At 71.9% G+C, this 20,242-nt stretch carries 21 protein-coding genes; 8 read left to right on the top strand and 13 right to left on the bottom strand.

All coding sequences use genetic code 11. From position 1 onward, the window contains the following. Positions 1-19 precede the first annotated feature (19 nt). From AC3EO4_RS07980 to AC3EO4_RS07970, 3 genes are read right to left on the bottom strand one after another with little or no spacing between them, the layout of a single operon-like run. Positions 20-1,573 carry an ABC transporter permease gene (locus AC3EO4_RS07980; RefSeq protein ID WP_379572973.1) on the bottom strand — a complete coding sequence of 518 codons (1,554 nt, stop codon included), beginning with the start codon at positions 1,571-1,573 and terminating at the stop codon, positions 20-22. Further along, the gene (locus tag AC3EO4_RS07975; protein ID WP_379572974.1) at positions 1,570-2,454 is read right to left on the bottom strand and encodes an ABC transporter ATP-binding protein; all 885 of its coding nucleotides are present in this window, start codon (positions 2,452-2,454) and stop codon (positions 1,570-1,572) included. Before AC3EO4_RS07975 ends, AC3EO4_RS07980 begins: the two co-directional genes overlap by 4 nt. Before the next feature lie 27 nt (positions 2,455-2,481). Then, the gene (locus tag AC3EO4_RS07970) at positions 2,482-3,198 is read right to left on the bottom strand and encodes a hypothetical protein (RefSeq protein ID WP_379572975.1); all 717 of its coding nucleotides are present in this window, start codon (positions 3,196-3,198) and stop codon (positions 2,482-2,484) included. Between the two features lie 64 nt (positions 3,199-3,262). Between AC3EO4_RS07970 and AC3EO4_RS07965 the strand changes: the two genes are divergently transcribed. After that, positions 3,263-5,764 carry an AAA family ATPase gene (locus AC3EO4_RS07965; RefSeq protein ID WP_379572976.1) on the top strand — a complete coding sequence of 834 codons (2,502 nt, stop codon included), beginning with the start codon at positions 3,263-3,265 and terminating at the stop codon, positions 5,762-5,764. An 18-nt stretch (positions 5,765-5,782) separates the two neighbouring features. Continuing rightward, entirely contained in the window at positions 5,783-6,922 is a 1,140-nt protein-coding gene (locus AC3EO4_RS07960) for an acyltransferase family protein (protein ID WP_379572977.1), read from the top strand. Here AC3EO4_RS07960 and AC3EO4_RS07955 read toward each other — a convergent pair. Then, positions 6,878-7,507 carry a TetR/AcrR family transcriptional regulator gene (locus AC3EO4_RS07955; protein WP_379572978.1) on the bottom strand — a complete coding sequence of 210 codons (630 nt, stop codon included), beginning with the start codon at positions 7,505-7,507 and terminating at the stop codon, positions 6,878-6,880. The two genes, AC3EO4_RS07960 and AC3EO4_RS07955, sit on opposite strands and share 45 nt — an antisense overlap. 91 nt (positions 7,508-7,598) lie before the next feature. On the opposite strand from AC3EO4_RS07955, the gene AC3EO4_RS07950 reads away from it, so the two are divergent. Further along, the gene (locus AC3EO4_RS07950) at positions 7,599-8,411 is read left to right on the top strand and encodes an alpha/beta fold hydrolase (RefSeq protein ID WP_379572979.1); all 813 of its coding nucleotides are present in this window, start codon (positions 7,599-7,601) and stop codon (positions 8,409-8,411) included. A 27-nt stretch (positions 8,412-8,438) separates the two neighbouring features. Beyond that, entirely contained in the window at positions 8,439-10,619 is a 2,181-nt protein-coding gene (locus tag AC3EO4_RS07945) for a polysaccharide lyase 8 family protein (protein WP_431894560.1), read from the top strand. A 94-nt stretch (positions 10,620-10,713) separates the two neighbouring features. Here AC3EO4_RS07945 and AC3EO4_RS07940 read toward each other — a convergent pair whose 3' ends face one another. Beyond that, a complete protein-coding gene (locus AC3EO4_RS07940) occupies positions 10,714-11,346 on the bottom strand; it encodes a TetR/AcrR family transcriptional regulator (RefSeq protein ID WP_379572981.1) in 633 nt (210 codons plus the stop codon). Between the two features lie 60 nt (positions 11,347-11,406). Here AC3EO4_RS07940 and AC3EO4_RS07935 point away from each other — a divergent pair, with 60 nt between their 5' ends. Next, complete coding sequence (locus AC3EO4_RS07935) at positions 11,407-11,697, top strand: hypothetical protein (protein WP_379572982.1); 291 nt, start codon at positions 11,407-11,409, stop codon at positions 11,695-11,697. An 18-nt stretch (positions 11,698-11,715) separates the two neighbouring features. Here the strand turns inward: AC3EO4_RS07935 and AC3EO4_RS07930 are convergent, their stop codons facing one another. The 5 genes from AC3EO4_RS07930 to AC3EO4_RS07910 form a co-directional block, all read right to left on the bottom strand. After that, entirely contained in the window at positions 11,716-12,228 is a 513-nt protein-coding gene (locus AC3EO4_RS07930; RefSeq protein WP_379572983.1) for a potassium channel family protein, read from the bottom strand. Next, entirely contained in the window at positions 12,225-13,196 is a 972-nt protein-coding gene (locus tag AC3EO4_RS07925) for a DUF4331 family protein (protein WP_431894557.1), read from the bottom strand. Before AC3EO4_RS07925 ends, AC3EO4_RS07930 begins: the two co-directional genes overlap by 4 nt. 90 nt (positions 13,197-13,286) lie before the next feature. Beyond that, positions 13,287-14,666, bottom strand: coding sequence for a glycosyltransferase family 4 protein (locus tag AC3EO4_RS07920; RefSeq protein WP_431894555.1), 1,380 nt, complete (start codon positions 14,664-14,666; stop codon positions 13,287-13,289). A gap of 152 nt (positions 14,667-14,818) precedes the next feature. Further along, complete coding sequence (locus tag AC3EO4_RS07915; RefSeq protein WP_431894554.1) at positions 14,819-15,574, bottom strand: polysaccharide deacetylase family protein; 756 nt, start codon at positions 15,572-15,574, stop codon at positions 14,819-14,821. Continuing rightward, complete coding sequence (locus AC3EO4_RS07910) at positions 15,571-15,696, bottom strand: hypothetical protein (protein WP_379572987.1); 126 nt, start codon at positions 15,694-15,696, stop codon at positions 15,571-15,573. Before AC3EO4_RS07910 ends, AC3EO4_RS07915 begins: the two co-directional genes overlap by 4 nt. A gap of 522 nt (positions 15,697-16,218) precedes the next feature. Between AC3EO4_RS07910 and AC3EO4_RS07905 the strand changes: the two genes are divergently transcribed. The 3 genes from AC3EO4_RS07905 to AC3EO4_RS07895 all read left to right on the top strand — a co-directional run bounded on the left by AC3EO4_RS07905 (position 16,219) and on the right by AC3EO4_RS07895 (position 18,190). Beyond that, positions 16,219-16,392, top strand: a complete 174-nt coding sequence (locus AC3EO4_RS07905) for a hypothetical protein (protein ID WP_431894553.1) — start codon at positions 16,219-16,221, stop codon at positions 16,390-16,392. Positions 16,393-16,519: 127 nt separating this feature from the next. Beyond that, complete coding sequence (locus tag AC3EO4_RS07900) at positions 16,520-17,419, top strand: zinc-binding dehydrogenase (RefSeq protein ID WP_431894551.1); 900 nt, start codon at positions 16,520-16,522, stop codon at positions 17,417-17,419. Positions 17,420-17,707: 288 nt separating this feature from the next. Next, positions 17,708-18,190 carry a Pycsar system effector family protein gene (locus AC3EO4_RS07895; protein WP_431894549.1) on the top strand — a complete coding sequence of 161 codons (483 nt, stop codon included), beginning with the start codon at positions 17,708-17,710 and terminating at the stop codon, positions 18,188-18,190. Positions 18,191-18,264: 74 nt separating this feature from the next. Here the strand turns inward: AC3EO4_RS07895 and AC3EO4_RS07890 are convergent, their stop codons facing one another. The 3 genes from AC3EO4_RS07890 to AC3EO4_RS07880 all read right to left on the bottom strand — a co-directional run bounded on the left by AC3EO4_RS07890 (position 18,265) and on the right by AC3EO4_RS07880 (position 19,829). Further along, entirely contained in the window at positions 18,265-18,504 is a 240-nt protein-coding gene (locus AC3EO4_RS07890; RefSeq protein WP_431894547.1) for a hypothetical protein, read from the bottom strand. 156 nt (positions 18,505-18,660) lie between these two features. Beyond that, positions 18,661-19,050 (bottom strand): hypothetical protein, encoded by a 390-nt coding sequence (locus AC3EO4_RS07885; protein WP_379572992.1) that lies wholly within the window; start codon positions 19,048-19,050, stop codon positions 18,661-18,663. 95 nt (positions 19,051-19,145) lie between these two features. Next, a complete protein-coding gene (locus AC3EO4_RS07880) occupies positions 19,146-19,829 on the bottom strand; it encodes a hypothetical protein (protein WP_431894545.1) in 684 nt (227 codons plus the stop codon). Between the last annotated feature and the right edge of the window lie 413 nt (positions 19,830-20,242).

Below are 20,242 nucleotides of genomic sequence, written 5' to 3'. Positions count from 1 at the left end.
GACCGGCGATCCCGGGGGTTCAGAGGAGCGCCCTGCGCCTCAGCGCGGCCAGGCCCGCGGCGGTGAGCGCCAGCGTCAGCGCTCCCATGACGGCCACGGGCGCGAGGGCGAACTCCTCGCCGGAGAGCACCATCGGCAGGTTGGGGAAGGGCACGACGTACTTGGCGATCCAGTAGTCGATGCCCATGATCGGGCCAAGCACCTCGCCGAAGAGGTTGACGAACAGGAAGGCCGCCCAGCTGATGCCCGCCGCGGCCTTGGGCAGCAGGCCGAAGGCGAGCACGCCGACCCCCGACAGCACCCACACGGCGGGCACCTGGACCAGCGTGCCGGGAAGGACGCCCAGCGGGTCGCCGACGGCCAGCCCCATCGCGAGTCCGGACGCCACCAGGATCACCACGCTGCCACCGAGGGCGAACACCAGATGGCTCCACGCCCAGCGCAGACGGCCGACGGGGGTGGCCAGGACCAGTTCGGCGCGTCCCGCGACCTCCTCGTTGCGCAGGCGGAGCAGGGCGAGCAGCGGGTAGAGCGCGGCGACGTAGCCGAGGCTGAGCGCGATCAGCCACAGGTAGGCGTCCGTCATGCCGACCCCTTCGCCCGCGGTGTAGCGGCGCAGGAACTCCTCGACCGCGGCGCCCTGCCTGGAGACCTCGGGAATCGACAGCGCCAGCGCGCCCAGAACCAGGCCCGCGATCGTGTACCCGATGGTCCAACCGGCCAGCAGGCCCCGCTGCAGCCGCCATGCCAGGGCCAGCGGGCCCCGCAGCGAGGCGGAACCGGCAGGGCCGGGCCGCTGCGGGATGACGCCGTGGCCGACGTCGCGGCGCGCCGCCAGCCGGTAGGCGACGGCCACGGTCAGCGCGGTCAGCGCGACGCTGGGGAGCAGGGCCGCCCAGTTGTCGTCACCGTACGGCCTGACCAGATGGCTCCATCCCTGCGGTGACAGCCACTTGAGCGCGGTCAGGCCGCTGCCGTCGGCGATGAATCGCAGCAGGTAGCTGACGCCGATCCCGAGGGCGGCGAGCCCGATCGCGGTGCGCGCCCCCTCGGTCAGCTGCGCGGCCAGCGCGCCGACACCGGTGAAGACGAGCCCGACCGCGGCGATCGCGGCGCCGAAGGCCAGTGAGCCCCCCAGGTCGTAGCCCATCGCGGCCATCGACAGGCCGGCCAGCAGGCCCGACAGTGTCGTCGCGGCGGCGGTCACCGTCAGCGCCGCGGTGAGCGGCGCGAGCCTGCCGACCACGCCCGCGCCCACCAGCTCGGCCCTGCCCGACTCCTCCTCGGCGCGGGTGTGCCTGACCACCATGAGCACCGCGAGCAGGGCGATGATCGTGTAGATCGCGTCGGCGTTCTTCCACACCGCCATCCCGGCCACGGTGGACGAGTGGACCTCGCCCGCGAACGCCGTCAGCGCCTTGTTGGCGGCCATCTCCCTGGCGAAGTCGCCGATCGAGGGGATGGAGGTCGCGTACCTGTTGGCCTGTCCCGCCGCCAGGACGGCAGGCAGCGCCATCCACGCCGGCGCGATCAGCCGTTCGCGGCGCAGGATCAGCTTGACGAGAGTCTTCATCGGTCGCTCTTCTCCGAGTAGTGCCGCATGAACAGGTCCTCGAGCGACGGCGGCCGGCTGACGAGGCCGGTGATCCCCGCCTCGGCCAGCCGGCGCATCACCTTGTCGAGGTCCTCGTCGTCCACCTGGAAGGTGATCCGCCCGCCCTCGACCGCCAGGCCGCGCGCCCACGGCAGGTCGGGGACCGGCCCCGACAGCGTGGCGGTGATGCTCGTCATGGTGAGGTGCCGCAGCTCGGCCAGGGTGCCCGACTCGACAGTGCGACCGGCGCGGATGATGCTCACCCGGTCGCAGAGCGTCTCGACCTCCGACAGGATGTGGCTCGACAGCAGCACCGTCCTGCCGCGCCGCCGCTCCTCCAGCACGCACTGCTGGAAGACGGCCTCCATGAGTGGGTCGAGCCCCGACGTCGGCTCGTCGAGGATGAGCAGGTCCGCCTCGGAGGCGAACGCCGCGACCAGCGCGACCTTCTGCCTGTTGCCCTTGGAGTAGGTCTTGGCCCTCTTGCGCGGGTCGAGCTCGAAGCGGTCCATCAGCTCGGCGCGCCGGGCGGCGTTGAGACCGCCGCGCAGCCTGCCGAGCAGGTCGATCACCTCGCCGCCGGTCAGTGAAGGCCACAGGTTCACGTCGCCGGGCACGTAGGCGAGCCGCCTGTGCAGCTCCGTGGCGTCCTTCCACGGGTCGCCGCCGAGCAGGACGGCGGTGCCTGAGTCGGCTCGCATGAGGCCGAGCAGGACGCGGATCGTGGTGGACTTGCCTGCGCCGTTCGGGCCGAGGAAGCCGTGCACCTCGCCCGTGTTCACCTCAAGGTTCAGGCCGTCGAGCGCGTGGGCCTTGCCGAAGCTCTTGCGGAGCTCGCGGACGGAGATCGCGGTGTTCATGGCTCGAAAACCTAGAAAATCCTGAGATCAGCCGGTATCGGGCAGGTGCCCAATGATGAGCGTGCGGATCCCGCCGGGCGTGCGCAGCGCGAACGTCATCCCCTCGACGAGCTCCAGGTCGTAGCCGACGATCTCGCCGCTCGCCGTGTGGAGCGCACCGCGCGGGTTGAGGCCGTGCAGCGACTGGTCCTCACCCAGCTTCACCTCGCCGAACAGCGTCCCAGGCCGGAGCGTGGGGTACTCGACGGGACCTGGCCGGTGGACGGTCTCGCGGAAGCCGTACAGGAGGGAGACCTCGGCGCCGGAGGCCGCGGCCATGGCCGCGCTCATGGCCGCGCCCTTCGTGATCACCGCGAGCTCCTCGTCCGACTGCGGCATCGTGCGCCGGAGGAAGCCTGGCCACACCGACAGGAACGTGACCTGCGGGAGCTGGCGGAGCACGCTGTCCCACACCGGGTACGGCACGCCGTCCAGCCCCACCACCCCGACCCGCGCGTAGTCGAGCCCCAGGTCCTTCGCGGCCTCGGCGATGCCGTAGGCGTGCCTGGCGGCGCGCGCCCCGCCCATCCACGGGGAGCGCGCTCCCAGGCAGACGGGGGCGCCGTGCCTGGGCACGATCGCGGTGGTGTCCGCGGCGTCGGTCAGGTAGGAGCCGTCGTAGGCGAGCACCGCCTCGACGTTCTCGCCGTCCATGAGGTCGCGCATGAGGGCCCAGCGGCGGTCCCGCTCGTCAAGGGAGAACATGGGCCGACGGTAGGAACCGGATGAGAATCCAGGTATCAGGCATTCGCCCGATATGTTGCCTGCCATGTTGCATGGCCGTCAGAAGGAGCTGGACCGTCTCCGCGGGCTCGTCGCCGACGCGAGGCAGGGGCACAGCGCCGCCCTCGTGATCCGTGCCGAACCGGGAACGGGTAAGACCGCTCTGCTCGGCGCCGCCGCGCACGACGCGGGCATCCGCGTGCTGCGCGTGGAGGGAGTGGAGACGGAGGCGGAGCTGCCGTTCGCGGCGCTCCACCTCATCCTGCGCCCGCTGCTCGGGGGGCTCGACGCGCTGCCGGAGCCGCAGGCCGACGCGCTGCGCGGGGTGCTGGGGCTGGCCGCGGGCCCCGGGGGTCATGACAGGTTCCTGACGGGACTGGCCACGCTGACGCTGCTGGCCGAGCATGGCCCGCTGCTGTGCCTGCTGGACGACGCCCACTGGATCGACCGCGCCTCGCTGGACGCGCTGCTGTTCGCCGCCAGGCGGCTGGAGGCCGATGGTGTCGTGCTGGTCTTCGCGACCAGGTGCGTGGAGCGCGACCTCTTCACCACGGCAGGGCTGCCTGAGCTGCGCCTGGAGGGTCTGGAGCGGGCCGCCGCGCTGGAGGTACTGGCCGAGCGGGCCCCCGGGCTGCCGCCGGCCACGAGGGACCGTGTCGTCGCCGAGTCGGGCGGCAATCCGCTCGCCCTGATCGAGCTGCCCCGCATGGACGTCGACTCGCTGGCCGCGGGGCCGCTGCCGATCCCGCACCGCCTCCAGGAGGCCTACCAGGACCGCGTCGCCGCCCTGCCGCCCGACACCCGCACGTTGCTGCTCGCTCTGGCGGCCGAGGGCGAGCTCTCCGCCGCGCTCCAGGCGACGGGACTGTCCATCGCCGCGCTGGCCCCCGCCGAGTCGGCGGGCCTGGTCGCGGGCGCGGACTTCCGGCATCCGCTCGTGCGCGCCGCCGCCTACCAGAGCGCCTCGTTCGGCGAACGCGTCGCCGTCCATCGCGCCCTGGCCGACGTCACGTCGGACGAGCGCCGCGCCAGGCACCTGGCCGCCGCTGCCACCGGCCCGGACGAGGAGGTGGCCGCCGCGCTGGAGGCCGCGGCCGCGACGGCCCGCGAGGTCTCCGGTTACGGCGAGGCCGCCGCCGCGCTCGAACGCGCCGCCCGTCTCACCCCCGACACCGGCGAGCGGGCCCGCAGGCTCACCGCCGCCGCCGCGCTCGCCGCCGACTCGGGGCAGGGCGAGCGGGCCCGCGTCCTGCTCGACCAGTCGGCCCACCTCGCGGGGTCCTCGCAGGAACTCGTACGGCTGCGCGCCCGCATCGAGTTCGAGCACGGCTCACCCGAGTCCGCCTGGCGGCTCCTCCTCGACGCGGGACAGGATCTGCTCGTCGAGGCGGCCCGCGTGGCCTGGTCGGTCGGCGACGTCGAGGGGCTGCGCGCCGTCAGGGACCGCATGGGCGAGGGCCGTGCGGGCCTGGTCGGCGGGGCCGTGGAACTGCTCGGGGCCGACCCGGGAACGGGCCTCGACCTGATCAGGCGGCACCTCGGCGAGGCGCCTGAACGCAGGGACGGCCTGGACCTCAACCCCACCTCCTTCGCCCTGCTGTCCGGCGACTTCGCCACCGCCCGCGACCACCTGCGGGCGCTGGCCGCCGACCTGCGCTTCCGCGGCGCGATCGGCTGGCTGCCCGGCGTGCTCGCCGTCCTGGCGGAGACCGAGACGCTGCTGGGCTTCACCAGGGCGGCCGAGGCGACGGCGGGCGAGGCCGTGCGCATCGCCGAGGACACCGGACAGCGCAGGCACGCGGTCGTTGCCCGCGGGCTGCTGGCCCACGCCGCAGCGCTGCGCGGCGAACAGCCGGGCGGCGAGCTGGACGGCGACTGGGCCGAGCGGGCCCGCGCCGTCTACGACCTGCTCTCCGGTAGGTGGGAGTCCGCGCTCGACCGGCTCGGCCGCCTGGCCCATCGGCCGCACGGCGTGTGCTTCGCCGCCGACCAGGTCGAGGCGGCCGTCCGCGCGGGCCGTCCTGCCGAAGGGGCGCTTGGCAGGTACGAGAGCTGGGCGCTGGCGTCCGGCCTGCCGTGGGCGCTGGCCGTGCGGCAGCGCTGTCTCGCCATGCTCGCCGACGAGCCCGAGGAGCACTACGAGCAGGCCGTCTCGTGCCCCGACCTCCCTCTCCAGCAGGCCAGGAGCAGACTGCACTACGGCGAGTGGCTGCGCAGGTCCCGGCGGAAGAGCGAGGCGAGGATCCAGCTCAGGGCGGCCATGGAGGCCTTCGAACAGGCGGGGGCCGTCCTGTGGGCCGACCACTGCAGGGCCGAGCTCAGGGCGGCCGGCGAGGCCGTCGTCGCGCGCCCGGCGGACGGCTCGCTGTCCGAGCTCACCCCGCAGGAGCTCCAGATCGTCAGGCTCGCGGCCACTGGGGCGACGAACAAGGAGATCGGCGCCCAGCTCTTCCTCAGCCCGAAGACCGTCGGCCACCACCTCTACCGGGCCTTCCCCAAGCTCGGTGTCTCCAACAGGACGGAACTGGCCAGCCTGCATCTCACATAAGCCCATATAGTCGGGCGAATGTCCTCCCCCTCCCGTTTGGGTTGGCTCGACGCCCTCAGAGGGCCTGCCGCGCTGGCCGTGGTCCTGCATCACGCGGGCTGGACCTATTTCCCTGACCTGTGGGCGGAGGTGGATCGCAGGATCGACGTCGGCACCTGGGGCGTCTTCGTGTTCTTCCTGGTCAGCGGCTACATCATCCCCGCCTCTCTGGAACGCCACGGCGACGTGCGGTCCTTCTGGATCGGCAGGGGACTGAGGCTGCTGCCGCTGCTGCTGGTGGCCGTCGCGCTCGCCCTGCTGCTCGCGTATGGCGGTGTCTACGAGCTCCACCAGGGCCTGGCCGCCAAACCCCTGTTCCTCGTCGTCCTGGGGAACGGGACGATGTTGCAGGAACTGCTCGGTGTGCCCGCCGTCATCGGCGTGATGTGGACGCTCTCGTACGAGATGGCGTTCTACCTCATCGCCGTCGCGCTCTTCCGCACGGGCCACGCCCACAGATCCGCCCCTGTCGCCGCCGGTCTGGCGCTGCTCGCCGTACCGGCGGGGCTGGTGCTGCCGGGACCGGTGATCGGCGGGTGGCTCGCGCTCCTCGGGCTGCCGGTGCTCGCGGCCATCGCCCTGACCGTGTGGGGGACAGGCAGGACGCGTACCGCGGCGGCCGTGGCGGGCGGCGTGCTGGCGCTGACGCTGGTGGCCCTCGGCAGCAGGATCGGGGCATGGCAGGGCCTGATCATCCTCGCGGTGATGTTCGCGGGCACGGCCGTGTACAGGGCCGAGCGCGGCCAGATCCGCCGGAGCACGGCGGTGGCGGCGCTGACGGTCGTGCCGGTGTGCGCGCTCTTCGCCAAGGACGACCCGGGCTGGGCCCCCGCGATCCTGGCGGCGGGGGCCTGCTTCGCGGCGTTCTTCGCGCTGCGGCGTCTGTCCTTTCCTCGGTGGCTGACCCATCTCGGGGTGATCAGCTACTCGACCTACCTGCTGCATCCGCTGCTGCTGCGGGCGCTGCCGTCCGTGTGGCTGTACGTCCTCGTGCTGCTGCCGTCGGCGTACGTGACGCAGCGGTTCGTCGAGCTGCCCGCGCAGCGCCTGACCAAGCGGCTGGCCCTGGCCGGCTCAGGGGTGCGTGCCGTACGCGGCGAGGAAGGCGCGCGCCCCTGACGCGGCGAAGGCCGCGAGCTCCTCGGCCGAGACGGCGTCCGTCCTGCCGTGGAACATCACCCGGTTGCTGGGGATCCACAGCAGCAGCCCTGCGAAGTGGTTGGCGGCCGTCGCCGGGTCCTCGACCTTCAGCAGCCCGCGCTCGTGGAGCCGGGCGAAGCACCCGGCGACGGTCGTCAGGGCGCGGCCGAAGCCGCCTTCCCAGTAGGCCGTGCCGAGGGCGGGGAAGCGGGCCGCCTCGCCGATGACCAGCCGCCTGGTCTGCTGCACGCGCGGATCCATGATCGTCGTGACGAACGTGCCCGCGAGCGTGTGGATCGCCCGCTCCACGTCGTCGGTCTCCGCGACCCGCTCCGAGATCTCGACGAAGGGATCGCCCACCCGGTCGCCGATGTCCTCGATGATCGACCGAAACAGATGCTCCTTGTCCTTGAACTGCTTGTAGACCGTCTGCTTCGAGACCGCGGCGATCGCGGCCACCTGGTCCATGCTCGCGCCCACGTATCCGTTCTCCAGGAACACGGTCAGGGCGGCATCCATGATCTGCTGACGTTTCGCGGCGGACCGCGGGGTCAAGTCGGTCAATTCAGTTCTCCTCCCAGTACTAGACAGTACCGTACTGAGTGGGTACTGTACCGTCTAGTACCGCAGCTTCTCGAAGAAAGCAGGCACTCCCATGGCCACCGTTCACTCCGCCGACGGCACCGCGATCTCCTACGACCGGGTCGGCTCGGGCCCCGCGGTGATCCTCGTCGACGGCGCCACCGCCCATCGCGCCGTCAACCCCACGGCGGGCGAGCTCGCCGCGCTGCTGTCGCCCTCGTTCACCGTCTACACCTACGACCGCAGAGGCCGCGGGCAGAGCGGTGACGCCGCCGCCGACGTCACCGCGGCCCTCGCCGTCGCCGCCGAGATCGCCGACATCGACGCGCTGATCGCCGAAGCCGGCGGCAGCGCCGCCCTGTGCGGTTTCTCCTCCGGCTCGGTGCTCGCCCTGGAAGCGGCGCTCGCCGGCTCGTCGATCTCGCACCTCGCGCTCTACGAGCCGCCGTTCGTCGTGACCGACGACCGAGCCCCGCTGCCCGCCGACTACCGCCCGCAGCTCCAGGCCGCTCTCGCGGAGGGACGCCGCGGCGACGCGGCCGCGATGTTCCTCGCGCGCGCGGTCGGCATCCCCTCCGAGTACGTGGACGGCATGCGCCAGGGCCCGCACTGGGCGGCCATGGAGGAGATCGCCCACACCCTCGCCTACGACGCGGCCGTGATGGGGTCCACCATGTCGGGCGAGGTGAAGGAGCTCGAGCGGTTCGCCGCCGTCCAGGTGCCCACGCTCGTGCTCTACGGCGGCAACACCGAGCCGTGGATCGCTTCGGCCGCCCGGGCGCTGGCCGAGGTCGTCCCCGGCGCGCGCCTCGACTCCCTCGAAGGCCAGGACCACCAGGTCGCAGCCGCCGCGATCGCGCCCCCGCTCGGTCGATTCTTCGCCTAGCGTTCGGGCGGACCCGATAATCGAGGCGTGCGCGGTCTCTCCCGGCGATCATTCCTGCGGCTCGGCGCGGTGGCCGCGATCCCCTACCAGGGAGAGGACCCGTTCGACCTGCTGCGCCGCCGATGGCGCGAGGTGACCGTGGGGCCCGAGCCAGGCGCGGGCGGGCCGTACAGGACCGAACGGGCTGCGACGGCGGCCCGGTACCGCGACACCATGGCCCCGCGCGACGGGTCGCTCTGGCCGGATCTGGCGTTCCCCTCCTTCACCGAGACGCCCGCGCGGCTGCAGGCCATGGCCCGCGCCTACGCGGCGGAGGGCGACGCGAGCCTGGCCGAGGCGGTCGCGACGGGCATCGACCACTACCGGCGCCACGTGTACGCCGCGGGCGCGGCCCCGGCGGGCAACTGGTGGAACTGGCGGATCGGCACTCCCAGGCGGCTCCTCGACGCGGCCGTCCTGATCGGCCCGCACCTCACGGAACGGCGGAGCGCTCCGCTGCGCGACTCCGTCGACCACTTCCTGCCGGCATGCGTTCTCGGTGACTACAGCGGCACCAGCACGGGCGCCAACAGGGTGGACCAGTGCACGGTCATGCTGCTGCGCGCCGTCCTCGGCGCCGACCGCGACAAGGCCGCGCTGGCCGCCTCCGCGCTCGCGCCCGTCTTCCCCTACGTCGACGAAGGCGACGGGATCTACAGGGACGGGTCCTTCATCCAGCACACGACGGTGCCCTACCAGGGCGGATACGGAGTGGTGCTGCTGTCGGGCCTGGCGACGCTGTTCGCGGTGCTGCGCGGAACGCCGTGGGAGGTCACCGACCAGAACGTCTTCGACGCGGTCGAGCGGTCGTTCGCGCCGTTCGTCCACGACGGCTTCTGCATGGACCTCGTCAGCGGCAGGGGGATCGGCAGGCGACCGTACGGCGACCACCGGCGAGGACACGAGCTCGCCGCCGCGATCCTGCTGTTAGGCGAGTCGGCCTCCGCCGCCGAGCGCGCCCGCTGGCAGGGGATGGTCAAGGGATGGGTACGGCGTGCCGCCCACCGGCCCCCGCTCGACCCGGCCGAGCGCGCCCGACTGTCCGCGATCATGGACGACGACGCGATCCCCGCGCTCGCCGAACCCGCCGGGCACCGGCTGCAGGCGATGAGCGCCCGCGCCGTCCACCGCAGGCCCGGCTGGTGCGCGGCGCTCAGCATGGCCTCCTCCACGATCGGCCACTACGAGCACGGCAACGGCGAGAACCTGCGCGGCTGGCACACCGGCTCCGGCCTGCTCTACTGGTGGGCTGACGGCCACGGCGAGCAGTACTCCGACTCCTTCTGGCAGACCGTCGACCCCTACCGCCTGCCCGGCACGACGGTCTCCACCCTGCGGCTGCCCGACGGGGCGGGCGGCGCATGGGGTGACACGTGCCCGCAGGGCCGCTGGGTCGGCGGCGCCACCGACGGCATGTACGCCACCGTCGGCCAGCACCTCAACGGCCTCGAGAGCACGATGGAGGCCTTCAAGTCATGGGTCTTCCTCGACGACGCGGTGGTCTGCATGGGCGCGGGCATCAGCGGCGGAGACGGCGTCCCCGTCGAGACCGTCGTGGACAACCGCAGGACCGACGCACGCCTCACCGTCGACCGCGTGGCCGGCTGGGCGCACCTGGAAGGGCATGGCGGCTACGTCCTGCCCTGCGTCCGGCTGCGCACCTCGCGCGAGCGGCGCACCGGCGGCGCGGCGACGCGAGATTACGTGACGCTCTGGATCGACCACGGCGTCGACCCCGGCTCGGCCGGGTACCTCTACCTGCTCATGCCCGGAGCCGGCGCGGACGCGACCATGGCGCGCGCCGCCGACCCCGCATGGGCGCGCGTGCTGGCCAACACCTCCAGGCAGCAGGGCGTCCACATCCCCTCGCTGGGGATCACCGCCGTCAACTTCTGGAACGCGGGGGCCGCGGGCGCCCTGTCCGCCTCCGCTCCCTGCGCGGTCCTCGTCAAGGAGAGGGGCGACGGCACCGCCACGGTGACGGTGGCGGACCCGCGCAGGGATCTGGACGAGCTGACCGTCACCTGGGACAGGCCGGTGACCGAGGTGCTCGCCGGACACCCGCTGCTGTCGGCCGCCACCACGGGCCCGAGGCTCACGCTCGTCTGGGGGCGGCTGGCAGGCGCGGGCGGCGGCTCGCAGACGGTGACCGTACGGCTCGGCCGCTGATCGCGCGTGGTTTCTCGTGCGGCCGGGTGCGAGCCGTGCGTGACTTCTCGTCGGCCGGGTGCGAGCCGTGCGTGACTTCTCGTGCGGCGGGCTTTCAGGGCGTGCAGAGCTGGGAGTGCAGGGTGTCGAGGGCCCACCGTTGCCAGCGCTCGGGCGACCAGCCGCGATCGCGGACCATCAGCAGGTAGAGCTCGGGGCTGAGCATGCCGTACAGCAGGTCGGCGGCCTGCTCGTCGGTGACGTCCGCGCGCGCGCCCGCCTTGCCGACCAGCGCCTTGGCGGCGGTGAGCTGGACGGTGTAGCGCGGGTCGAGCCCCTGCGGCCACAGGGCGGCGACCTCGGGGTCCATCGCCGTGGCCGTGTCGATGACCCTGGTGATGGGCGCGACCCGCTCCAGGATCGCCCGGACCCCCTCGACGTGCGCGCGCAGGTGCTCGCCCGCCGTCGGTGCGGCCATGGCGTCGCGGAACCAGGCCCTGTCCATGGTCGCCACGGGCTCGTCGTCGCCCGCGATCGTGAGGTCGACCAGCTCCTTCAGCAGGGTGCGCTTGTTGCCGAAGACGAAATAGATGGTCTGGACGGCCACGCCCGCCTGGTCGGCGATCTCCTGCAGGTTGGTCGCCCCGTAACCGTTCTCGACGAACAGGTCGTAGGCGGCGGCCACGATGCGCCGGCGCGTCTCCCGAGCTTTCGCCGCCCGCTTGGACACCGGCTTGACAACTCCCATGGCTAGAGTCTATCTCTATATTCAGTTACTAGATGTCAACTCTAGAGAGAAGGTTTAGCCATGGCAGTCGTCCGTACCACCCGCTTCCAGGTCGACCCGGCCAACGTCGAGGAGCTGCTCACCAGGCGCGCCACCCTCATCTCCGCGGTGAGGGCCGGATACCAGGGCCTCACCGAGACCAGGCTGGCCCGGCTGGAGGACGGTACCTTCGTCGACGCATGGCGATGGGACAGCGCCGAGAACATGCGGACGGCGCTCGCCGCCGCGCCGACGCTGCCGGAGGCGGGACCGGCGTTCGCGCTCACCGTGGACGCGACCGCCGACAACGCGGAGATCGTCGACGAGCGATGACCCTCTCGTGCGGCCGCGTCACTCGTCAGGCTTCTCGTGCCTCGACCTGATGACCCTGTCCTTGATGCGCAGGGACATGAGCGAGGCGGCCGAGGCGAGCACGACCAGGTTGAACGCCATCTGGACGATGAGCAGTCCTCTGGCCAGCTGGCCCTCGGCATGGATGTCGCCGTAGCCGACGGTGGCGAGCGTGGCCACCGCGAAGTACAGGGCGTCGGTCTTGGTCCTGAGGTCGGCGAACTGCCCCGTCGTCCACGTGGCGACGGCGAAGTCCGCCAGCGCGAACAACGTCACGCCCGAGATCGTGAGCAGGATCAGGCCGCTCAGCGGAAGGGTCCCCCTGTCGGCCTCCGCCTGCCGCCTCGCCTCCCTCGCCACGCCCCAGACCAGCAGCGCGGTACCCAGGACGAACCCGCCCAGCCGTACCAAGGCGAGCCGGCCGTCCCTGGTCTCCTCCACCGGCAGGAGGTAGTAGAGCCCCACGATGAGGGCGGCGTTCCTCGCCGTCGCCCACGCGTATGTCGGTCTCACGTCGTGGGATGCGGGGAGCCCAGATAGGGGAAGGAGGGCAGCAGGTCGGCGTGGGGGCCGATGCCGTCGTCCGGGACCCTGCCGTTGGTGACCATCCCGATGCGGACGTCGGTGACGTCGTCGTCGAGCCTGCGGCCGTTGGGGTAGGCGGCGGGCTCGGACCGGTCGAAGCGCAGGATGTCCGGCAGGACGGCGGCCAGCCGGTCCCTGGCGGCCTCGGCGTCGTAGTCGCCCGAGTGCCGCAGCGCCGCGACCCACGAGTCCAGGTAGGTGGCCACGTCGTCGGCCGGTTCGCCGCGGTTGTAGGCGTCCTTGGCGTCCTCGGCGTTGAAGTAGGCCGTCAGCGACGGGTGGGCGCCGCGATCCACCGAGACGAGTCCGTCCCCCTCGCGCAGGCAGACCCTGGCCCACACGCCGATCCGCGGCGCGGAGCCCAGAACCCAGTCGGGCACCTCGAGGACGATGCCGATGACGTTCTTGTCCGCCATGGTGTCGATCCCGGTCCACTCGAAGCCCTTGCCGATGCCGTCCAGATCGGCGAAGAACGGGTCGCTGCGCAGGCCCGCGGAGAACCTGAGCCAGCCCGTCTCGGCGATCTCGGGCTCGGGCCCGAAGCTCACGGGGACGTCGGTGAGGACCTCCTCGCCCGCGGCCTCCCACGACCTGGCCTCGTCGTCGGTGCCGTGGAAGACGGTGACCGTCTGGCGGCCGTCCCTGGGCGCGGAGAAAACGAAGCTGAACGCGACGTCGGCGCGCGCGTCGCCGTCGTTGTCGATGTTGAGCCGGTACACCGCATCGGGATGCGGATGCGGGCCGTGGGTGGGGTCGAACGCGAACGAGTTCACGTTCATGATGAGCACGGTGCTCTGCGGGGTGGTCGGCGACTCGAAGGCGAACACGTCGGTGAGGTCGAGGCGCGCGTCGCCGGACGGCGGGCGCAGGTTCGGGCCGCTGAGATGGTGGGACATGGCCGTCTCCGATCGAGGTGTTTCCGCTGTCAGGGCCACCTGACCGGGGGAGACGCCGGATGCCCAAGGTCGAGGCTAACCCGGCACGGGCTAAGAGTGCGCGCGCACCCCCTCGGTGTGTCCGGACATCGCGCCCTCTGTACCCGGCGCGGCCAGGTCGGACAGCAGCCTCGCCCACCGGGCCGCGATCGTCGCGCCGTCGTAGCGCAGGGCCGTCCGCAGCGCGCGGGCGCCCATCCGCTGGCGCGTCGCGTCATCCCGGATGAGGCGGCCGATCGCCGCGGCCAGCGCTTCGGTGTCGCCGGGCGGCACGAGGAACCCGTCGCCCCCATGGGTGAGCATCTCCCGCGGGCCGTGGGGGCAGTCGAAGGCGACCACCGGCACCCCCTTGGCGAGCGCCTCCAGGACGGTCATGGGGAACCCCTCGTGGCGGGAGCTGAGCACGAAGACGGAGGCCTGGTCGAACTGGGCGCCGATGTCGCGAGCGGCGCCCGGCAGGTCGACCGAACCGGTCAGGCCGCGCTCCTTCACGGCGGCGAGGAGGCGGGCGCGTTCCGGTCCCGATCCGACGATGCGCAGCGTCCAGCCGGGGTGGGCGGCGATGACCTGCTCCCACGACCGCAGGAGCAGGTCGAAGCCCTTGACCCTGGTGAGGCGGCCCATCGCGAGGACGGTCTTCGCGTTCAGCGGGGACGGGCCGCCGGGCACGGGCGAGACGGCGTTGGGGATCCGCAGCAGGTGGCGGGGGGCGCGCTCGCCCAGAGCCTCGCGGTAGGCGCGCAGGTCGGCCTCGGTCAGGGTGACCAGCGCGCCGAGCCTGCCGTACCTGCGGATGATCAGTTTTCGGAGGGCCGGCTTGTGCGTGCCCAGGCCGACGTGCTCCTGACCGATGGTGATCACGCCGGGTGGCGCCAGGAGGGCGGCGGCCAGGTTGAGCCCGGGCCTGGTGGTGATCAGCACGCCGGTGCGCAGGGAGCGAAGGAAGCACGCCAGCCGCAGGTCGGTGCGCAGGTCGAAGGTCGCGTAGGCCGCCTCCTGACAGGGGATGAGCCGGCTGCGGCGCAGCCGCTCGAACGAGGGGAAGCGGGCAGGACGGCGGCCCACGCGGTCGTCGAGGAAGGTGACGCGAACGCCCGGCGGCACGGGGAAGAACGGCTCCTGCCTGGTCCTCACGACGCTCACGATCTCGACGTCGTGATCGGCGGCCAGCCGGCCCGCGAGGCCGAGGACGGTGCGGATGGTGCCGCCCATGCCGTAGGCGTGCAGCAGGAGGATCTTCACCTGCCGGGCGTCGGGCGGGCCTGCCCTGCGCGCCCTGCGGCGGTTGGCCGCCCGCAGCGCGAGCAGGCCCAGCGGCCGCACGCGTCGCAGGGCCGGCTTCAGGCAGGTGGTGATGATCGAGCGGGCGCCACCGGCCCAGGCGGACCGGCTCGACCGCACGATCGCCGCGGGGGCGGGCCGTAGCCTCACCCTTCCACGGTAGGAAAGGGCAGGTCAGCACCCGCTGAGCGAATGGTAAGCGAGCGTTTGCCTTCGAGCGGGTCGCGCCCGCGTGAAAGCAGACGCCCGCCGCATGGCCGGGCACGCGCCGAAGGCTGAAAGGTCTCTGCGCGGCCTCCCGCTCAGCCGCCGCGGGCGAGCAGTTCGGTGACGGTGACGGCCCGCAGGTCGCGTTGGTGCAGCCCGTCGAGGATGCGGGGGAGCGCGGCGAGCGTCTGCGGATGGCCCAGATGCATGCTGACGATGCTGCCGGGCCGCACCGCGTCCAAAACGTTGCTCGTGATCGCCCCCCGGCCGGGGTTCAGGTTGTCGCCCGCGTCCACGTCGTAGGACAGGCATGTCCGGTAGCCGGTTCGGCGGGCCAGGTCCTGGATCACAGGGGTGGCGTGCTGCGTGGCGGACTGGCGGAACCACGAGCCGACGGACCCGGTCAGGTCGTGCAGCCGTTCCGCGCACTCCTCGATCTCCCTGCGGGCCTGGTCCTCGGAGAGCGCGGAGATGTCCAGGTGGTGCATGGTGTGGTTGCCGAGGTCGTGGCCCGCGCCGACGATCCGGTCGGCGATCGCCCTGTCCAGCCAGGTGCCGACGGCGAGGACGGTGGCACGGGCGTGCTCCCGCTCGATCGCCGCCAGGACCTTCTCGGCGAGCGCGGGTGTCCCCGCCCCGTGGAAGGTGAGCGCGACCAGCGGGCGGTCCCGTGGACCGTTCGTCACCTCGCCGGGCAGGAGCGGTGAGAGAGCGGTCCTGTCCCACGCTCCGGAGGCCGTCTGCGGCCCCGCGATGTCCCATCCGTCCTCCTTCGGGAGGGCGGCGGACGGTGAGCAGGCGGAGAGCGCGGCCACCCCGCCGATCGTCAGAAAGCCGCGGCGGTCGATCAACGGGAAGCCCCCGTGCGCCCGAGGGAGTAGCGCCCGCGGGCGGTCACCTCCGGCGGCGCGCCGCGAGAAACCGCGGCCATGGCCGCCGCACCCAGCATGCTCATCACCCAGGCCAGTCGCATGCGGCACAGCCTAGGAAGGCATCGGCAGCGCGCGGGCAGCCCGGAGTCAACCCCGCGTCCGTGAAATCCCAAGGGATGCCAGCCCGGCCCGGTGTCGCGTCATCCCTCGCCGCGCGGCCTGCTCCGGCGGTAGTGGCGGGCCGCCTTCGCCCCTCGCCCCGCTCTGGGTCGTCTTCTCGCCGGTCAGAGGCCTGGCCGAGCCCGCCGACGCGATCGCGCCCGATCAGCGGGGCGTGAACCTCTCGAACATCGCGTCCGACATCTGACCAGGGCCCGCGCCCCACCGGCTCTCCAGGGTCTACCGTGAGGTGCCCGCCAAGCCCGCCGGCCGAGGGAGGACCCATGACCCCCGCATGCCCACAATGCCAGGGAGAGCTGAAAGCCTTCGAGGTCATGCTGCGCCGGCACGGCTGGGCCGGGCGGGGACCAAGGCCGAGGCCCGAACGGTGGTGGACGTGCACACGGTGCGGCTGGCTGGGCTGCCAGAACCGTGAGGGCGAGCGCCCGAGACCGATGCGGCGCATGGAGGGCGACGAGGCGGACTGCTTCTTCTGCGGCGAAGAGCAGACCAACGTCGCCTCCGACGTCTGGGAGCAGGACGGTGAGCTGCGCGACTGGGTGGTGTGCCTGGCCTGCGGTACGAGCAACCCCCGCCGCGTCGGCCACGCCGCCCCGGACGGTGAACGACCCGCCTGACCCGGCGGAGGTGGCCGTGCCCGCACCGATCCAGCCGATCACCCTGGAGCAGCGTGCGCTGACCGTCAGCCGATCGTGCGCGCGGTCCGTCAGGGTCGTCCTCGTCACCACTCATCGAGGAGTAACGATGCGAGCCCTGATCTTCAACTCCGACCTCACTTTCGGCGTCGTGCCCGACCCGGTGCCCGCACCCTCCCAGGCGCTGGTCGAGGTGGCCGCCGTCTCGCTCAACTTCGGCGAGATCGCCTACAGAAGCGCGGACGTCAAGCCCGGGTACGTCCCCGGATGGGACGCCGCCGGAGTGGTCGTCCAGGCCGCCGCCGACGGCTCCGGCCCCGCCGTGGGCACCCGCGTGGTCACCTTCGGCTGGTCGGGGGCATGGGCGGAGCTGCGCGCCGTGGACACCGCCGAACTGGCCGTCGTGCCCGACAGCGTCGACCTGGGGTTGGCCGGTGCGCTCCCGGTCGCCGGCGTGGCCGCGCTGCAGGCGGTACGGCGGCTCGGCCCGCTGACCGGCCGCCGGGTCCTGGTCACCGGGGCGTCCGGCGGTGTCGGCCGCTACGCCGTACAGCTCGCCGCGCGCGCTGGCGCGCACGTCGTCGCCTCCGTCGGAGGCCTCACCCGCGCGGAGGGCCTGCGCGAGCTGGGCGCCGCCGAGATCGTCATCGGCCCCGAGAACCTGCGGGGCCGGGTGTACGGCGTGCTGGACAACGTGGGCGGGAGGCAACTCGCCGACGCGTTCTACCGGCTGGAGGACGACGGCGTGGTCATGGCCATCGGGCGGGCGGCCCGCGAGGCCACGGTCATCGACTTCGAGCTGGCGGGCACGCGCTCGGCGCGGGGCCGGATCGAGAACTTCAACGTGAGCACGCCGTTCGGCGACGACCTCGCCCACCTCGTCGGACTGCTGGCGGAGGGCGAGCTGGACGCGCAGGTCGGGTGGCGCGGGCCGTGGGACAAGGCGATGGAGGCGGCCGACGCCCTGCTCGCCCGCCGCGTGCACGGAAAGGCGGTCCTCGACCTGTGACGCGCGGCGCGTCACCGGGCGCGTCTTCCCGGCCGGCCGGGTGGATCCGCCCGCGACTCCGGTCGAGGCCGGCGCACGCTGGTCCTGGAGGGTCCTGTCCTGGCTGCGCGCCTACAGTCGAAGGTGATCGAACGCACGTCTCAAGCGTCGGTTGCCTCCACATCCACCGCGCCGCCGGCCGGCTCCATCGGCCCACGATCCCGACGGAAAGGACCCGCCACCATGAACCACGATCCAGCTACATCCGGCGGCCACTCCGGAGAAGACAGCGGCACGCAGCACGCGTCCATGTCCCCGTTCCTCAGGGATCGGCTCGATGCCGCCACCGCCGCGGCCCGGGCCGAGCTGATCAGCGCCAGCGAGAAGAGAGCCGGCCTCCTGCTGTCCTGGGCGGGCGTCGCGTACGGCGTGATGGTCACCCTCATCCTCACCGGCCCGGCCCGCTTCCCGGGAGTCGGGCGCTTCGGTGTCATCCTGGCGCTGGTCCTGCTGTCCGCGGCGGTCCTGCTGATCCTGATCACCATCCGCCCTCCGTCGCCCAAACAGGGCGGGCAGAGAATCCTCGTCTACGCCGAGGAGCCCACGCCCCAAGCCCTGATCGAGCGGATGAACGCCGACACAAGGAACTACGAGCTGTTCCTGGCCACCGACGCCCTGCGGATCGCGCGGATCGCGCGCACCAAACACCGCAATCTGCGCTGGGCCGTCAATCTGATCGTCACCGGCATCTCGGTCATGACGGTCATGGTCTTCCTGGAGCGCCTGCTCTGACACGGTCCAGGATCGGTTGTTCGTCTCGAACGGCTCGCCTCGTCGCGGTCGTCACCTCGGCGGCACCGCGCATCTCAGCCGGTGCCGCCGTCTCGATCACGGCCGAGTACAGCGGCGATCGGCAGGGCCGCCGCCAGACCGCTGACCAGCACCGCGGCAAGCGCCCCCAGAACGGCCTGTTCGTCGCCGAAGGCGATCCCGACAGCGGCCAGCGGAGGTCCCACGTTGCGCACCGACGCGCGCGGCGCCCGGCGCCGGCCGGACAGGAAGAGGATCTGGCCGCTGCCACGAACGCTCGAAGCGACACGCGTCATGGGCGCCGGATGACCGGCGCCCATGACTCAGGCTGCTCCGTTCGGGCGCTGGCAGGCAAGGAGCCGACTCATGGCCACGACAACAGTGCTGACGATCAGATCAGCACGGTCGGCGGCTCGGTTCCGTCACCTGCCTGGCTAGGCGCCTCCGATGTCTCACGTCTTCTTTCTGGTGGTTCCCCTGGTTGTGCTGGTGGTCCTCGTAGGCTTCGCGCCACCGGCCACCTTGGTAGTGGGGGTGGTGTACTGCTCCAGGACCTTCATGATCTCGGGAGTCAGAGCCTCTGCCAGCGCGGGCGCGAGAGCCTCGGCCAGGGCGTCGGCCAGAACCTGTGCGAGCAGGAGCCTTTCGATTGTCGATGCCTTCAGCATCGCGCGCGGCGCTGCTGTGAGGGCTGTTTCGATCAGGGCGGCCATGGAGTCCCCACCGCGGGCAAGAACTTTGGTGGACTGGCTGGCCTCATTGAGGATGTCGCGAATGACGTCGTCGATCAGCGAATCCACCGGGTCATGCTCGGTTGGTTCGGCGGCTTCCTCTGACGCCATGAGTTGCTCCTCTGCGGTCGATGTGTCCTGTCCCTGGCTGCCGATTCAGGCCGGCTGTGGGACTTCCTTTCTGCCTGCGATCGGGAGTAGCGCCACTACCGGTTCGCGAGCGCGGCGAGCAGCAGCGGGTGCTCGATGCCGCCCTCTTCTCCGCCTTCTCCGCGGCGGCGCATGAGCATGCTGAGCAGGAGTGGGTGGTCGATACCGCCTTCTTCGCCTCCCCTGCGGCGGCGCATGAGCATGGCGAGCAGCAGCGGGTGCTCGATGCCGCTCTCCTCTCCGCCTTCTCCGCGGCGGCGCATGAGCATGCTGAGCAGGAGCGGGTGGTCGATACCGCTTTCCTCGCCTCCCCTGCGGCGGCGCATGAGCGCGGCGAGCAGCAGCGGGTGCTCGATGCCGCTCTCCTCTCCGCCTTCTCCGCGGCGGCGCATGAGCATGGCGAGCAGGAGCGGGTGGTCGATACCGCTTTCCTCGCCTCCCCTGCGGCGGCGCATGAGCGCGGCGAGCAGAAGCGGGTGCTCGATGCCGCTCTCCTCTCCGCCTTCTCCGCGGCGGCGCATGAGCATGGCGAGCAGGAGCGGGTGGTCGATACCGCTTTCCTCGCCTCCCCTGCGGCGGCGCATCAGCGCGGCCATGAGGAGCGGGTGCTCGATGCCGGTCTCCTCACCTTCGCCGCGGCGAGCCGCAAGCGCGGCAAGCAGGAGGGCTTCCAGGGATCGCCCTTCACCCTCGCGCTCGGCGGTCTCGGTACGCTCGGCGGCCTCTGCGGTGGCGGTCATGGCATGTCCTTTCAAGCGCTGGGATAAGCACACCAGGTTCGTGATGGGGATACATCGTCCCGATACCCGACGCCTTCGATATATATTCATAAAGAAATACCCAAGAAAAACTGGTCGAATATCTAAATAGACCTGTTCGATCTGCTTCCTGCTTGTCCGCGAGCATGATCGACCTCGGCCGGCTCCGGCCTCAGGGAGGATCCGGCTCGATCATCGCGGCCGATCGACGGGCGGCGCTCGACCGCTCATCCGTCCCCGGCCGCGACGACAGGCCGGAAAGGGCTCGATGGCCGCGGAATTCTTCCGCCTTCGCATACGCGCAATTGAATTCTCATCGACGAAATTCATTGGGTGCGCGGTGGTGAATATGTCATTCGCATGTCTTGTGGTTCGACGACCATTTTCGATGAATG

The sequence above is a fragment of the Nonomuraea sp. bgisy101 genome (assembly GCF_057708945.1).
This window is presented reverse-complemented; position numbering and strand designations above follow the sequence as displayed.